General features: G+C 65.2%; 8 protein-coding genes and 1 pseudogene. 3 read left to right on the top strand and 6 right to left on the bottom strand.

Annotated elements, in window-relative coordinates; genetic code table 11:
* Positions 1 to 12: 12 nt before the first annotated feature.
* On the bottom strand, positions 13 to 330 hold the full coding sequence (locus ABZV40_RS07825; RefSeq protein ID WP_355437291.1) for a hypothetical protein: 318 nt from the start codon (positions 328 to 330) through the stop codon (positions 13 to 15).
* A 213-nt stretch (positions 331 to 543) separates the two neighbouring features.
* Here ABZV40_RS07825 and ABZV40_RS07820 point away from each other — a divergent pair, with 213 nt between their 5' ends.
* Positions 544 to 1,062: a hypothetical protein gene (locus tag ABZV40_RS07820; RefSeq protein WP_355437543.1), complete on the top strand. Its 519-nt coding sequence runs from the start codon at positions 544 to 546 to the stop codon at positions 1,060 to 1,062.
* 34 nt (positions 1,063 to 1,096) lie between these two features.
* A complete protein-coding gene (locus ABZV40_RS07815) occupies positions 1,097 to 1,222 on the top strand; it encodes a hypothetical protein (RefSeq protein ID WP_355437541.1) in 126 nt (41 codons plus the stop codon).
* 38 nt (positions 1,223 to 1,260) lie between these two features.
* On the opposite strand, the pseudogene ABZV40_RS07810 reads toward ABZV40_RS07815, so the two are convergent.
* The 5 genes and pseudogenes from ABZV40_RS07810 to ABZV40_RS07790 all read right to left on the bottom strand — a co-directional run.
* A pseudogene (locus ABZV40_RS07810) lies at positions 1,261 to 1,515 on the bottom strand (RHS repeat-associated core domain-containing protein); the annotation flags it as partial.
* A gap of 296 nt (positions 1,516 to 1,811) precedes the next feature.
* On the bottom strand, positions 1,812 to 2,318 hold the full coding sequence (locus ABZV40_RS07805) for a hypothetical protein (RefSeq protein ID WP_355437289.1): 507 nt from the start codon (positions 2,316 to 2,318) through the stop codon (positions 1,812 to 1,814).
* Positions 2,319 to 2,330: 12 nt separating this feature from the next.
* On the bottom strand, positions 2,331 to 8,852 hold the full coding sequence (locus ABZV40_RS07800; protein ID WP_355437287.1) for a polymorphic toxin-type HINT domain-containing protein: 6,522 nt from the start codon (positions 8,850 to 8,852) through the stop codon (positions 2,331 to 2,333).
* 143 nt (positions 8,853 to 8,995) lie between these two features.
* Entirely contained in the window at positions 8,996 to 14,020 is a 5,025-nt protein-coding gene (locus ABZV40_RS07795) for a LamG-like jellyroll fold domain-containing protein (protein WP_355437285.1), read from the bottom strand.
* A gap of 310 nt (positions 14,021 to 14,330) precedes the next feature.
* Positions 14,331 to 15,002: a hypothetical protein gene (locus ABZV40_RS07790; RefSeq protein WP_355437283.1), complete on the bottom strand. Its 672-nt coding sequence runs from the start codon at positions 15,000 to 15,002 to the stop codon at positions 14,331 to 14,333.
* A 626-nt stretch (positions 15,003 to 15,628) separates the two neighbouring features.
* On the opposite strand from ABZV40_RS07790, the gene ABZV40_RS07785 reads away from it, so the two are divergent.
* A complete protein-coding gene (locus ABZV40_RS07785; RefSeq protein ID WP_355437281.1) occupies positions 15,629 to 16,210 on the top strand; it encodes a hypothetical protein in 582 nt (193 codons plus the stop codon).
* The last annotated feature ends 388 nt before the right edge of the window (positions 16,211 to 16,598 follow it).

The raw sequence follows: 16,598 nt of genomic DNA, 5'->3' as shown, positions 1-16,598 counted from the left end.
AGAGAGGACCGCTCATGTGAGCGCCCCGGCCGGCCCGCAGGAGTCGAAAAGCCTCGTAGTCCGGTTGATGACAGATGACCTCCGGGCCCCGCCCGCCTCGATCACCGCGCCGATGATCCGCCACGGCCCGGCTCTCACCTCACCGCCGCGTGGACGGGATGCCGCCGGGGCGAACTCACCGACCTGCACCGCGGCAACGTTGATCTCGACCGAGGTGTCCTGATTGTCGACGCCCGCAGCGGATCTCCGCACGAAAGCGCACACGCGATGGCTCGGCTCACCCTGCCGCCGTTCCTCATCACCATGCTGCGCAAGCACCTCGAACGACATGACAACGAGATCGTGTTCACCGCCGAGAGCTGGAGGTGGTGTGTGCCCATCCCTTTGGAGATCCAACGCTTTCCGGGGCGGCATTGAGGATGTAGGTCCCGAACCCTGGGTCGAACTTCAGTTGGTTCACGGCGGCACTTCGCTGTCTCGTGCGACCTGCGCCGGCTCGGCTACGCCAACACCACCGTCGCCACCATCATCAAAGTCCTCTCGATGATCCTCACCGACGCCGACGACGAACACCTCATCCCCACCAACCCCATCCACCGCTACCGACGACGAGGACAACGCAGCCACCGCATCGAATCCGAACGCGTCTGGGCAACACCCACCGAAGTCCTCCGCATCACCGAACAAGCCTCCGCGCTCGGCGGAGAGATTGACAGCCTGCTCGTTGTGGCCGCTGCGTGGACCGGACGCCGCTGGGGCGAGCTCACCGGTCCACGACGAGACAACGTCGACCTCGACCGCAGTGTCCTGATCATCGATCCACGCACCGGGGCACTACACGAGAGTGCGCACACGCGCTGGCTCGGATCACCCAAGACCGCGTCATCCGCGCGCACGATCACCCTGCCACCGTCCCTCATCACCATGCTGCACAAGCACTTTGAGCAGCACGACAACGAGTTCGTGTTCATCACCGAAGGCGGAACATGGTTGTGGCGCAGCACCTTCATCCGCCGCGTACTCAAACCCGCGGTCAACGGCAAGGAAGGACATCTCGCCTAGGTAGGTCGTTCCGCTGGGCTTGTGCCTGCCCGCGGTGATCCCGCCTTCCGACTCCACGTCGAACTCCGAGGCGACTTCGTGGTCGTTGGTGTGGTGGGTGCTGCAGTTGCTGCCGTCGTCCATGCAGCTGGTCGGCAGCAGACCGGTCGGGTCGCTGTAGGTGATCGGTGAGTTGTTGGCGTAGGCGTAGCCGTTCCACTGCTGCGGATCGGCGGCGTCCATCACCGGGTCCACCGAGACGAACCGGCCGATCGCCGGGTCGTACTCACGCGCACCGATGTGCGTCAGCCCGGTGTTGTCCAGCGTGCCACCGACAAACCCCTTGTCCAGCCGCGCCGGCCAGGTCCCGCTACCACCACGAACCTCGCCGAACGGCAGGGTCCGGCGGGTGCTCACGGTCTGGTTCAGCGCGTTGATCGTGATTTGCGCGGTGCCGTGCTGATCGGACGACATCCACGTCAGACCCGTCGACGTGCGCATCGCGACGGTCTGGCCCGCGTGCGAGTAGTAGCGGGTGCAGGTCTTCGCACCACCCGACGTCGTGTAACGCAGTTCCTGACCCGGCAGGTACAACGTGCTACCGGTCGGATCGCGCCGGATCAACCGGACGCCATCGGCGTCGTAGACATACGACGACTGACCAGACTCATCGACCGTGGTGGCGACAGAAGCCCCGCCAGGACGCACCTGACGAGGCTTCAACTTGCCGCTGCTATTCAGCGCGAGGGATGCGAGATCGGACAGTGAGGCTACACCTCACCCTCCAGCCAACGTTCGAATGGCGCGATCTCCGCCAATTCGGAATTGATCGCCTTCAACCCTCCAGCGAAGTCTACGGCCAATTTCGAGAGCATCGCGACTAGTTCACTTTGTTCAACAGTCTCGCACTCTGGGTTTGGAACCCAATTGGTCCGCGATTCGCAGTGAATCATCACGAGATCCTCGCGCGGACGGAAGGTCAAAGTCCTCTCGATACCCTGCGAGTAGAGATCCACCTCGACTTCGCGACGGTCGCGCACACCCTCCAGAAGCGACGGAAGCTGCTCCATGAAGGCAGACAAGTCATACGCGACATCGAGCGACCACTCTTCACTTCCGAAGCCGCCAATGTGGAATGTGCTGCCTCCAGCGTCAGAGAGGACACCACACGCTTCCATGACCAGGGTTTCGTAATCACCACCCGGCTCCAGATCTACTGAAGCAAGAGCCACTGCACCAGACGGCACAGCCGGATTGAACGACACAGAGAAGCCCATCTCTCCAGCCTCCTAGTTCGGACCAATGATCGGAAACCCCGTCTTGTACAGCCCATTTCGACTCGGGACGATGGTAGCCGCCCGTGCTTGAACGATACTCCCATCCGGCATAATCACCTGCCCCAACCCGTCCGGAATGCGCACCGACCTGGGCCCGGCTCCTTCGACATGGACCCCCTTCAAGAACTCCGCAGCGGCATCATTATCCAGCCACTGACCTTGCTGATTCCCGGTGCTACGAGCACGATCGGTCAGAGCCTTCGTGTTCTTCGCTCCAGCGCCATGAGTCTTGAATGTGTGACCCCACGTTTTAACACTATTGGCTTCCCAATTTATACATCCGCTGCTGTTGTGAACAAGTACCGGCGTTGCCCCGGCGAGTACATAGTACGTGTGGATGCCATCGACGCTGAGGTTTCGAACGCGCTTGAACTCGATCCGCTCCTTGATCTCGGTGACCTCTACGCGCGGGCCGGTCGAGGTCTGCAAGGCCGAACCTGTGTGAAGATATTTGGCGTCGACCCACTGCTTCTGGTCGGGCAGCCAGAACGGGTGATTGTCGGTCGCGACGATCTTGCCGTTACCTGTCTCGATCTCGACGAGGTTCTTGAAACCCTCGCCGATGATCGTCGCGGTCACTTCCCGTGCGCCCGACTCCCCCGTTTCCGGGTCTGTCGCGAGCACCTGGTCGCCGATCTTGATCTCATCGATGCGCTTGGTCGAGCCATCCGCCATCAACACTGGTGTATCGCCAGCAAAGCTATTGCAGTCGCGTACAGCGGACCTAGTGGCATTCCACGATGACCCGATGCGCGTCGACGGTGTCGCTACAGCGCGCAACGCCGCACCAGCTGAGGCACCGGCGGTGAGCATGGTCGAATTCAGCTCAAAGTTCGAGGCGCCCATTGCGCCTGTTACGGCCCCCTTAGCAAGCGACACGCTTAGCTTGAATTCGCTGCTGCAGAGAGATGTCTGGTATGTGCAAACCTCTTCCGCCAGTGCGAGTAGCTGATAGGTGCTGAACTCGCCGTACTCGCCCTCAGGAGTCTGGTACCGGTCGGAGGTCCGCTGGAACGCTCGCATCGCCCTCGCAAGCACGAAGACATCCGGACCGCCGGAGGGCAGTTCCTTGTCGCCTAGGTAGGTCGTTCCGCTGGGCTTGTGCCTGCCCGCGGTGATCCCGCCTTCCGACTCCACGTCGAACTCCGAGGCGACTTCGTGGTCGTTGGTGTGGTGGGTGCTGCAGTTGCTGCCGTCGTCCATGCAGCTGGTCGGCAGCAGACCGGTCGGGTCGCTGTAGGTGATCGGTGAGTTGTTGGCGTAGGCGTAGCCGTTCCACTGCTGCGGATCGGCGGCGTCCATCACCGGGTCCACCGAGACGAACCGGCCGATCGCCGGGTCGTACTCACGCGCACCGATGTGCGTCAGCCCGGTGTTGTCCAGCGTGCCACCGACAAACCCCTTGTCCAGCCGCGCCGGCCAGGTCCCGCTACCACCACGAACCTCGCCGAACGGCAGGGTCCGGCGGGTGCTCACGGTCTGGTTCAGCGCGTTGATCGTGATTTGCGCGGTGCCGTGCTGATCGGACGACATCCACGTCAGACCCGTCGACGTGCGCATCGCGACGGTCTGGCCCGCGTGCGAGTAGTAGCGGGTGCAGGTCTTCGCACCACCCGACGTCGTGTAACGCAGTTCCTGACCCGGCAGGTACAACGTGCTACCGGTCGGATCGCGCCGGATCAACCGGACGCCATCGGCGTCGTAGACATACGACGACGCACCGGAATCGTCAGCCGACGTCGCTACTCGCCCCTCGCGATCCCACGTCATGGTCTGCGTACCACCAGACGGCGACGGACGAGTGAGCGTGTTACCAACAGCGTCGTAGGTGTAGGAAGCCTTGCGAGAACCGGTGTTGTCGGTGGTCACCGTGCTGGCCAGGCTGTGCTTGCCAGGCGTCGGGAAGTACTCGGTCGTGCGGTCGCCCGCACTGGTGCCGTGCTCGATCAGTTTCTCGCGGTCGCCCGCGGCGTTGTAGGTGAAGGACTGCCAGTACTTCGACGGACCGCCAAGGGCGGCCACCGTGCGCGCGTCACCGCAGTTGCCCGAACCCGGCGTCCACGCCTCGGTCACCCGGCGCACGTGGTCGGTCGTGAAGCACTGCGTGTCGCCACTGATCGAGTCCGCGATGCGGGTGACGTTGCCGGCGGGGTCGTAGCTGTACGACACCTTGGCCACGTCGGTGGGGCCGGTCTGCCTCGAGGTGTAGATCTGGCTGAGGCGCCGGGTGTACTGCTCATAGCCGCGGACGACGGTGACGGTACGACCACTGCCCAGCAGGGTGGTGCTCGCGAGTTCACCGAACGACGTGTAACCGGTGCCGGCGACGAGCTCGGTCGGTGTCGCGGTTCCGTAGGCGGTTTTCTGCGTGCTCGGCTGGTTCAGTGCGTCGTAGCCGTACTCCAGTGTTTCCTTCTTGAGATCGCCGAGCGCCGACAGGTGCATCACGTTCAGCGAGCCGTTGCCGTAATAGTTGTATTCGTAGCTGTACGTGCCGCCAAGCCCGGTTTCTCCTGCGGGGATCGTGAAGTCGATCTCCAGCGGCTGGTAGGCGGCGTTGAACCGGGAGTGCTCCGTGACGTAGTCACCAAGCTCACCGTGCCGCACCGACTTCACCTGCACGCCGTTGACAACGGTTCCGTCGGAGAGCGTGTCGTAGAACCACTCCGCGCGGGGCGTTCCGGTTGGTGAGTCGTCGCGGATGCTCGTCTTACGACCCAAGGTGTCGTAGGTGAACGCGACCGCCTTGCCCAGCCCGTCCTTTATGGACACGAGCTGGTCTGCGTCGTCATAGGTCGATTCGGTGGTGCCCTTGTCCGGGTCGACCGCACGAACCTTGTGGCCGCGCACGTCGTAGGCGTACTGCCACTTCTTGCCCGACGCGTGGACGACCTCGGTCAGCTGATCGCGGAGGTCGTAGGTGTACTTGGTGGCATCGAAGCCCGTTGCGCTGCCCGCGACCGCACCCGCGTGGTACTGGCGCAGCTCGGACTTGCGGCCCAGGGCGTCGATCAGCGTTGACGACACGATGCCGCCACTCGGCGGGGTCACGTCGGTGCGGTCGCCCGCGTAGTAGGTGGAGGTGCGGAACAGTTCGTTGCCGCCGGGGCTGGCGACCGGCACGTCCGACTTGAGCGCCTGGATGATCTCGCGACCGGCGCCGTCGTAGGTCGTCGTCGTTGCCGAAGGAATGGTGTCGGTCGGCACGAACAGGTCAGTGCCGGGAGCTGTGTTCGCGAGGTAGGCGTTGTTGGCTCGCTTGGCCCGGCCCGCCGAGTCGTAGTAGACGTCGGTGATGACGTTGTTGGACGTGCCGCCCGCGGCATCCGGTGTCTGCGTCTGACGCGGCCGCAGCAACCCGTCGAACAGCTGGTACGACGTGACGTACTGAAGTGCCGTGTTCAACGTGCTCGTCGCGACGGCGACGGACCCGTCCGCCCGGTCCCGGTAGGAGAACTTCTTGGCTGCCGGTCCGGACCGGTCGAATCCGATGGGCCACACCGCCGTCGTGCGGCCGAGGCCGTCGTAGGCGTAGTCGGTCTTCCGCTGGTTCGGGTCCATAACGGACAGTGGCGAGCCCCAGGCGGGCTCGAGGACGGTCTTGGTCACCCAGCCCACCGAGTTGGTCGCGGTGAGGTCGGTGACCGGCCCGCCCGCAGCCGGCGTGTACGCGATGGTCGAGGTGCCCTTGGGGTCGGTCGTCTTCGTGGTCCGGCCGTAGCTGTCGCGCTCGGTCACCTGGTCGGTCACGTACGCCGACACACCACCGGTGTAGGACTTGAGGCTCTCGATCGTGCTCGGCTCACCCTTGGTCGGAGCGACACCGTGGCCCTGGCCGTCGTAGTAGGTCTTGACGTCGCCGACGAAGTCCGTGTCCTTGAGGCCGGCCGGTGCCTTGGCATGGGCGCAGTCGACCAGGTAGTTGCGCTTGCGCGACACCGCGCTGGTCAACCATGCCGACGTGTTGCGGGCGTAGTCGATCAGCGTGCACTTCTCGTCGCCGGTGACGTTGTCGTCACCGCGGTCCTCAGTCTGCGTGGCCATGCCGTAGACCTGGTCGAAATCGGTCACCGAGCTGGTGGTGCGATAGCCGCGGCCGCTGTCCAGTGCGACACGCGTGTGCTTGCCGGCCACGGCGGAGAACCGGGCGTTGACGGTGACACCGTTGATCGTGCGCGACGCGGTCGCGTTGGACTGCCAGGGCTCGCTGACCGTCGCCGACACCTCGGCGCCACCGTTGTAGACGATCTCTTCACGGACCATACCCGCGAACGCGTCCTCGTCGACCGCCTCAGGAACGGCGCCGACGGCGACCGCCGGCATCGACGCGGTGCGTGTGCCGGACGGCAGCTTGTCGCCGTTCATACCGCGGAAGTAGCGCTTCTCCGTCAGCGTCTGCTCTTCCGGATCACCCTTGCGCGTCTTGACCGCGCCATAGCCGCGCCACACCGACCAGGTCTTGTCCTCTGCCTTGATCAGACCGTCGTCGTCCGTGTAGTGCCACGCCGGGTTGCCGACGTACTCGTAGTCGGTGACCACCCGCACCGAGCCACCGGTCAGGTCGGCCTCCTGCACACTTCTCACCACGTACTTGTGGAAGAAGTCCCAGATCGGGCTCGTGTTGCCCTCGGGAGTCCATCGCACCGGGTAGCACCGCAGGTTGTTGTCCTGCAGCGCGTTCACGTCCGGCATCCGCGACCCCGGCACGCAGTCCGCGTCCGCGTAGGTGACGTCGATCCTGCCACCGGTCTCGGTGAAGATCGTCTTGAGCCGCCACCACTTCATCGCCGCGAGCTGGTCGGAGTGCGTGTCGACGCGGTTGCTGAGCTGAATGCCCTGGAACCGGACGTCCGGCACCGGCGTCTCCCCGCCGACCAGGCCGGCGTGGGAGATCTTGTCCAGCCACAACCCGGCACGCGTGCCGTCACCGGGATCCGGGAACGAGTGCCCCAGCGTCCACTTCTCCACCGGGCTACCGCCGGTCTTCGTGGTCACCGATACCAGGCGCTTGGTCGTCCAGAACGTCGGCGACCCCACCCGGCACGGGCTGGTCGTGCATTCCTGGTCCCAGGGTGTGTCCGGCCAGTGCGTCGCGTCCCTGGTGCCACAGTCAGCCAGACACCGGTCAGCCGATTCGAACACGACCTGCATCGGCGCGGTCTCGGTCCGGTCGGAACGGGTGCCGTAGTCGATCTGCTTGAGCACCGACGCCCGGTCGTACTCCGCCAGATCGGTCGCGCTGTTGTTGCGTGCGTACTTGTTGGTCTGCTTGTCGTAGCTGTACGTCATCGTGTTGCCGTGCAGATCGACGACGTACTCGAGGTTCCACCGATACGGCTGTGAACAAAACGAGTCCTTGAACAACGCCGCCGCACACGGCTCCCCGGAGTGGTTACCCGCCACCGGCACGTTGAGCACCGACTGCGCGCTACGTCCGAACCAGTGCTGCGTGCCGTCCGGCGTCGTCACCACCCAGTGCTCGCCGTTGCGGGCACCGTTGTTCGCGTTGACGCCGAACTCCACACGGGTGCCGTCGTCGTTGCGCAGCCGCCAGCGATTCGACGTCGGGCTTTCCTTGATCAGCTCACCGGCGTGGCCCTGCATGGACAACGTCGCGTTCTCGTTGCGCCAGCACAGGTCGCCGGTCTTCTCGGTGTTGCGCGCGCCGTCCTTCATGTCGTCGCCGCAACCGACGTACCTGCGTTCGATGAAGTTCGCGCCGAGCTCGAACCCCTCGCCGATCCACGACGGCTGGTTGTTCGAGGCCGCCATCCGCCCGTCCACGCTCGCCGACGAGTACTCCAGCGCCAGAGACGGCGTCGGGCCGCCCAGCGAAGGCGGCATCCGCAACGGATAGTTCCACGTGAACGCACCCGTGTTCGACCCGGCCGACCACGTCGCCGACGGCGACAAGCTCGTCGCCTTGTAGCTGCCCGAACCACTCGACGTGCCCGCGGCCAACGCCATGAACGCACCACCGGAAGGCGACGCCTCAGTCGCGGTCACCGTCCCCTTCGCCACGTCGTTGCGCGACGCGACGGGCTTGCCGGCGCACTCCGGCTTCTCCGGCGTCCGCAGCGCACACCCGGGCAACTCGACCAGCCGCAACCGGGAAGCCCAGTCACCGCCATGCGCCCAGCGGTACGAGGAGTAGTTGACTTCCACCTTCGCCGGGCCGCCGGAGACCCTGAACAACACGCCGTCCACACCGGCGGCGCGGGTCTTGTCCCGGTCGAACGTCTCGATCTTGATCTTCGGCGTCGACTTCGCGGCTCCGTCGGCAACAGCAACCGACACAGAGGTGTCGCCCACCCGCGCCGACTTGTTCACCAGCACCGCAGCGAGATCGACCTCAGCTACCGAGGCTTCCGGCCACATCGGCGCCGCACCGGCGAAATCCTTACCGGTGCGCACGTTCTCGACCTGCCGCACATCGGCTTTCTTGCCGGTGATCAATCGTTCCTGCTTCGGCACAGGCGGTCTGTACGGCGCGGCCGGGATGGGCGAAGCGGTGAACATCGCGGACGCGAGCGACGCGGCGAGTGCGACAGCCAGTCCACGCTTAAATCGGGCTGTGAGCATGACACAACTCCAGTTCAGGGCAGGGTGCGGACTGGTCAGCTGAAGAACACGCGGGCGGGCTCGTTCCAGCCCGCGCCGATCCCCTTGGGTTCCTCGGTGTAGGGGAACCCGGTGCGGCCATCGAGGCCATCGACGTTGCGGTACGACCACACGGTCCCGTCCGTGCGGACGGCGATGATCTCCGCCTTGCCGTCGCCGTTGATGTCGGCGAACCAGGTGCGGTCAGGCGTCCAGCCGTAGCCGATGTCCTGCGACGTGTCGTAGGAGCCGTAGCCGAGCCCGCCCAAGTTGCGGAACGCCGAAACGGACTGATCGGCGTTCACCGCGATGAGCTCGGCCTTCCTGTCTCCGTTGAGATCTGCGAACCGGACACGGTCCGGAGTCACGCCGGTCGGGAGCACCTTGACGATCACCGGGGTGGTCGCGAACGCGGTCGGCTGGCCGAGCTCGTTCAGACCGAACAGGTTGCGGTACACGCGGACCCGACCGTCGTCGTCGATCGAGACGCGATCCGCTCTGCCGTCACCATCGATGTCGACGAACCGGATCCGTGCGGTCTCCCCCGGCGCCGAGCCGATCACAGTCATGTCCCCGAAGGGGAACCCGTTCATGCCGTTGACGTTCTTGAACGCCTTGATCGCGCCGTTCGCATCGACGGTGATGGTCTCGGACTTGCCGTCGCCGTTGATGTCGGCGAACCAGGTGCGGTCGGCCGCGAAACCGGAGCCGACCAACTGCGCGGCGTTGGGGTAGACCGCGGTATCGCTGACGTTGAGGAACGCACGCACGCTCCCGTCGGCGTCCACCGAGATGATCTCCGCCCGCGCGTCGCCGGACAGCGACGCTCCCTGAAGCGCTGTGGTCTCGAGCACTCGCGGAGCGAGCACGCCCTGATAGACCTTCAGCTCGTCGATGTTGCCGCTGAAGTACTCACCCACGCTGCTACGGCCGACCGACAGCACCCCGGTGGAGTTCCAGCCGACCACACCAGTGACCGTGCTCCTCAGCGCGTCCACGGCGTACTCGTCCGCGTCGTTCACCTTGTAGCCGACCGAGAGCTTCAGCGTCCGCGCGCCGGCGTCATAGGTGACGACGAGGTGAGTCCACTTGTTCGCGACAGCGTCGCCCTTGGCCTTCCACCACGTCGACGGACTGGCCGCCGCGTTCGGCATCTCGGCACTCCACTGCGAGCCGTCGTACTTCAGCGTGAACGGGTCCACACCAGACGGACCGCGCTGCACGACGACGGTGCGCGGCGTGCCGGTGCCGCTGAGTTTGGCCCACACGTCGACCGAGAACGACTGGTCCGTGTTCAGCACGGGCTCGGTCGTGCTGGCCGAACCATTGGTGCCGTTGAGTTCCAAACTGTAGTTGCCCTTGAGGCCCGCACCCCATTTGGCGCCACCGGCGAGGTTGAGCTTGAGAGCACGCCGGTACTGCGTGTAGTCGCCGGCGACCGACCCGGAGCCCTCGTCGAACATCCAACGTCCAACACCCCCCACCACGGAAGCGTCGGTCATCGCCAGCGTCTCCTGCGGGGTGATCGCGCGGTTCCACGCCCGCACCTCCGCCACATCGCCAAGCCACGGTTCCGCAGGCGCGGAGTTGCGCATCGCCTTGCCGATCCACAGCTGACCGCCTGCGTTGAAACCGTTGTCCACCACGTCGATGGTGCGTTGCAACGCACCATCGACGTACAGCCGGACTTCCTTGTTCACACTGTCGAACGTGGCGGTCAGGTGGGTCCAGACGCCGACGGCAGCCGGAGCGTCGGACTTCGCAGCCTTCTGTGTGGCATTTCCCGTGTCGTTCTCCGCCAACGCGAACACCCATTTGTGCTCGGCGGCCTCGTAGCCGAGCCGGAATGCGGACGTCGCGGAACCCTGCTGGCTCACGACTGTGCGATTCACTGTGTCATCGGTGAGTCGAATCCACGCGGAGACGGAGAAATCCTTGCCAGTATCGAGGACTTTCGCCGTGGTCGCGCCGTTGGCGACCGCGCCGTTGAACCCGATCGCGCCCATGCCGCCAACGGCACGTCCGACCCGGCCGGTGTCCAGGCCCGTCAGCGCGAGGTCGTGGCCATTGCCTGTGGCGTCCAACGCGGGATCGTCAGCCGTGAACCACTGCGCCTCATTGGGCTTGCCGCCCGCCACCGTGAAGCCGAACGTCCTGCGCGTAGCCAGGCCCGCACGGTCGACCGCCTCGACGAAGAGCGTCTTCGGACCGGATGACGGCGGTGTCCAGCGGATCGGGGTGCTTGGGGCGATCGTCATCGATGGTGGATCCGTGAAGCCCCAACGGTATTTCACGACATCAGTGGAGGTGCTGGAGAAGGTGAAGGTGTCCGCAATGCCGAGTGCGCCGCAGCCTTCCGCAGGACAGCCTGTTGTCTTGTAGACGGAGGAGGTGAAGGACGGTGCGTCGGGTGGGGTGATGTCGACGGTGAACTCGCACCAGTTCGACGCCGACCCCCACGCCCGCCCGTCCGAGGCTGTTACGCGGTATTCGTAGTTGCCGGTGGTCAGGCCGCGGCCCGCGATGGTCGACTTCTCCGGGCCGGGCTGAGTGCCTACCACACCGGGGTAGAAGAACCAGTCCGGCGAGAACGGCACCTGGGCGACGATGTCGACCGCGCCGTCGCCGTTCAGGTCGGGCATGGTGCGCGGGTTCGTGCCCTGCCAGCCCCAGCCGATCAAGTACCGCGAGGGGTCCCCGGTGTAGGCCGCGCGCGTGCCGCTGCCCAGGTACAGCCACAACTCGCCGCTCGCTTCCCAGTACGCGAAGATGTCGGGCTTGCCGTCACCCGTGCGGTCGGCGACGCCGGCGAAGGTGAAGCCGTTCCAGCCCCAGCCCAGCGTCGTCCGGTCCTGAGTGGACGGTGCACGTTTGCCCTCGCCGGGATAGATCCAGAGCACACCGTCGGGGTCCCTGGCGATCACGTCCTGGTTGCCGTCACGGTCGTAGTCGGCGACACCGGCATAGGTGAAAGCGCCCCAGCCCCAGCCGATCCGCACCCGGTCCTGACCGGAGGGGCCGCGTTTGCCCTCACCGGGGTAGACGTACAGATCTCCCGTGTCGTTCTGGCGTGCCAGGATGTCGAGCTTGCCGTCGTTGTCCCAGTCGGCGACACCCGCGATGGTGAAACCGCTCCAGCCCCGGCCGATCTCCACCCGGTCACCGGACTTCCTGCCGGTGGGTGTGTCCACTGTCGGCAGCAGATACAGCACGCCGTCGAGGTCTCTGATCAGCAGGTCGGTCTTGCCGTCGTTGTCCCAGTCCCCGGTGCCGACCAAGGTGTCGGCCGCCTCCACAACGCCGCTCAGCAGACCGTCCGGCTTGGGCACCGAGTAGTCCGCAACAGTGCCGTTGCCGTACGGCGACCGGTCGACCTGCGTGACCGGTGCGCGAGAACCATCGGGCCGGATACGCCGCCACTCGAAGCGGGCGGTCATGGTGTCCCCGCCATCGGGGTCACTGACCCGGCCGCGAATCGTCGGCGTGGCGGTCGGTACCACCGGGCGGGCGTCACCGGTCGCGCAGCCCTTGCCGTCCACGGTGATCTGGTCCGGCTGGTTCGGGACCGAGTTGTAGTCGATCGCGAGCACGGCACTACCCGGGTTGAAGCGCTTCCAGTAGTCGACGCGGCTTTCGTCGACGTGCAGTGCGACTGTGATGTTGTGCCAGCCGGTGTTCACCGCATTGCTGACCACACCGGTGAATTCGAACTCGACATCGCCAGGTGCCGCGCAGTTGTTCGTCGCGCCGACCTTGCGGTTGGCCGGGCTCGTCGAACTCCAGGCGTCGCCCCACCAGTTCGGCTGGTTGTTCCAGTTCGTACCGCCGCTGAACTCGTCCGCGACCCGCACCGTCGCGTTGGAGCCGTTACCGCTACAGGTGAACGCCCACCGCTGCTCAATTCGGAACGACGCACCCGTGACGATCTTCCCCTTGACCCCGGAGATGTCCATCCGGAAGTACGAACGAACCTTGTAGGTCGAACTCAGGCATTTCCCTTCCGACGAGACGCTGTCACAGATCAGGCCGGTACCCGCCGGGCCCTTGTCGCCGGCATCACCCAGGTAGTAGTTGCCCTGGTTGTTGCGGCCCTGCCAGTACGTCCAGGTCGGATCCTTGCTCGACACCAGAGTCCACGCGTTGTCCAGCACCCGGCCTGACCACGGCGGATCGATCATGACCGGGTACTGCGTCGCCGCATCGGCCAGCATCGCGGCATCCGGAACAACACTGATCTCGCCGTTCTGCACAGCGATCGGCATCGCCGCCGTACGCTGCCGCGGCGGCTCCGCCGACGCCGACCTCGCCGAAACACCCGCTGCTCCCGTGCCAGCCGAGTCCCACATGAGCGGGGTCGGCGACATGAACACAACACGACCGGACGCGTCCTTGGCCTCCAGCCCACCACCGGCGGCCTGCGTCGTGACGCCCTTCGTAGCGAACCCGAACGTCACCTTGGAGATCTTCGGGTTCCTCGCGGCCTCCCGGTTCTTCACGACCAGGATCTGCGAGAAGCCCTGCGCCGAAGCCGTGAGCTTCAAGTCCACACCCGGCAGGACCTCGGCATAGGTCGCGGCCGCACCGGACAACACCGGCCTGGGCAACGGACCCAACGGCCACGTGATCGACAACTCGTGATCACCATCACGCAGCCGCGCCGCAGGCCCCGTACCCCCGTTGGAGAACTCGACGGGCAGCACCACCGCAGCGGGCGCCACCATCGTTCCCACCGCGCGCAGGGTCGTGTCGATCCGAGCCCACGAACCGTTGGCCTGACGGGCCCAACGCGGCTCCACCGACTGCTCCGTGGTGAAACCACCACCTGGCTTCGCGAACGTCTGCGCGCTCTCCGCACGCAGCTCGACAATCTCGACCCGACGACCACACCGCGACGCCATCGCCGCGGCCGCCACCGCAGTCGGCTGCTCGTCAACACAGGCAGGCTCAGCCGCACCAGCCGACGGAACGACGAATGTAGACACAACTGCGAACGTCACGAACGCGCGCAAGGCAAAGCCCTGCGCCACCCCGGCGCGTGTCAAGTAAAGCCCCCCGCTATCCGCGCATGCCCCCCGACAACACGCGAACCCCCTTGCGACAGCCGAGTCTGCCCGGCGAGATAGAGATTGACAATGAGGCCGAACAGGTGACGTTCGGCTCATACTCTTCTACTAACAGTAGGGCGGCGCGGCTCAGGTGCTCAGCCAGCTCAGCCGAACATCCCGAGCGAGGTTGAGCTCGGACCCCGCCGAAGCGAGAGCAGACAGCCCCTTTTCGGGAGGGGAACACGCCGAGCCGACCCTGGGGCAAGGTCCTGACGTAGGCACCAACGTCACGGTCAACTGAGAGTGGTCAGGCACCGATCGGCTTGCGAACCTCAGCGGCCTTCGCCGGCCCGTACTTGGCAAGCAGTACTTCATCGATCATCTGGGCCTGGCTCAGGTTCTTCTGCTTGGCAACCGCGCCCAACGTGGCGTCGGTGAAGTCGAACATCGACGGCAGCTCGAACCTCCACGCGCCATCCTCACGAAGGAAGCTGAGAAACACCGTCGTCTGCGCGCGGGCCACGCGGACCTTCCCCAACGCCTTGCCGTCGTTGATCGTCAGATCGCCCAGCGTGATGGCACTGACACTCTCCCCGCTGACCAAGCCCTGGCCGATGACAGCCTTCACCAGGTCACGCGGAGACGCAGTACGTAACACCACGGGATCCAACTCGCCCCGCATCGTGTACGCGAGGATCCTGCCACTCGGGACCAGCGCAGCGACCTGCTGCTCAGCACCGGTGAGCGCGACCTTTCTGATCTTGTCGTACTCGCTGAACGTGCTGCTGGACAGCACCGATACGGCGGCCGCACCATCCTTGGCCACTACGGCCTTCCTGAAAGTCTCGAAGGCGACACCAATTGCCTGGGAGGCGTCAACGACCTGCGACGTGGACGGCGCGCTGGAAGGTGTAGTCGGTGCCGAAGTACCGCACGCCGCGCCGAACAGGCACACAACTACCACAAGAAGTCGCTTCACCAGCGGAGCGTAGCCAGGCAACAGGCATCGAGAACAAAAAACAGAAAGTTCGACGCGGCCGCCAACGCACTTGTGTCGTAGGTCGATAGCGCCGCTGACCGTCAAGCCATCGAAGACCTCCCCGAGCAGGCGAAATCACGTAGCCGAGCTTGGCGCCAGCGGACGTCGCGTTGTCTTGGCGTGATGATCGGGCGTCTTCGCCGAGGTTGCGCGAAATACCAGGATCGATTACCGGGCGGGCTTGCGTTCAAGGAGCTCGGGGCGCACAACTGAGACCTCTCACTACAGCTACTCCCGGGGGTCGTCATGGCTTGGTCAGAACAGATCGGCATGCAGTCATGGCGAGTCAGCTACCGCACCGGCGACGGACACACCGCATCCATCTCCGGCTTCACCACCCCAACGCGCCGCCGACAACTACGCCGCCGACATCGAATGCGACCAACGCCGCAACACCTGGCTCGACCCCACCCGCGGCCGCACCACCGTCGCCGACTGGGTCACCACCTGGTTCGCCGCGCTCGACCTCGACCCACGGACGATCGACAACTACCGCAGCGTCCTGCGCTGCCACATCCTGCTCCGCTGGGGCGCGACACCTCATCAACGCGATCACCGCGCTCGGCGTGAACAAATGGATCAGCGACCTGCGCCGGCTCGGCTACGCCAACACCACCGTCGCCACCATCATCAAAGTCCTCTCGATGATCCTCACCGACGCCGACGACGAACACCTCATCCCCACCAACCCCATCCACCGCTACCGACGACGAGGACGACGAGGACGACGCAGCCACCGCATCGAACGCGAACGCGTCTGGGCAACACCCACCGAAGTCCTCCGCATCGCCGAACAAGCCTCCGCGCTCGGCGGAGAGATTGACAGCCTGCTCGTTGTGGCCGCTGCGTGGACCGGACGCCGCTGGGGCGAGCTCACCGGTCCACGACGAGACAACGTCGACCTCGACCGCAGTGTCCTGATCATCGATCCACGCACCGGGGCACTACACGAGAGTGCGCACACGCGCTGGCTCGGATCACCCAAGACCGCGTCATCCGCGCGCACGATCACCCTGCCACCGTCCCTCATCACCATGCTGCACAAGCATCTTGAGCAGCACGACAACGAGTTCGTGTTCACCGCCGAAAGCGGAACATGGTTGTGGCGCAGCGCTTTCATCCGCCGGTACCGATCCGCCCCGGCCTGACCTTCCACGGACTGCGGCACAGTCACAAGACGTCGCTGATTGCTGGCGGTGCTCCCGAAATCGCCCAAGTACGAAGACTCGGCCACCACCTGCCCAACCGCGTCACCGAGGTCTACTCCCACGTCGCACCCGAAGTAGAACTCCGACTCCTCAACGACCTCCAACGCCGCTGGCATGAAGCCGACCTGAATATCCGAACGCACCCAACCGCGCCAGAACCCGCAGAACGCCATGTTTCGGGTCCGCTTGCGGCGTAAGCAATACCGCTGCCCCTCACACCGTTAGGGCGCGACGATCACCCAGTCCAGCGACCAGCACGACGATCAAACCGGAGAATCCTGCTCCAGAAGTGCTCCATAGGGGCAACACACCACGATCACCAAAGATC

It is taken from the genome of Lentzea sp. NPDC004782, from assembly GCF_040609115.1.
Classification (GTDB): Bacteria; Actinomycetota; Actinomycetes; order Mycobacteriales; family Pseudonocardiaceae; genus Lentzea.
The sequence above is the reverse complement of the archived record's forward strand: the minus strand, read 5'-3'. Positions and strand labels throughout refer to the sequence as shown.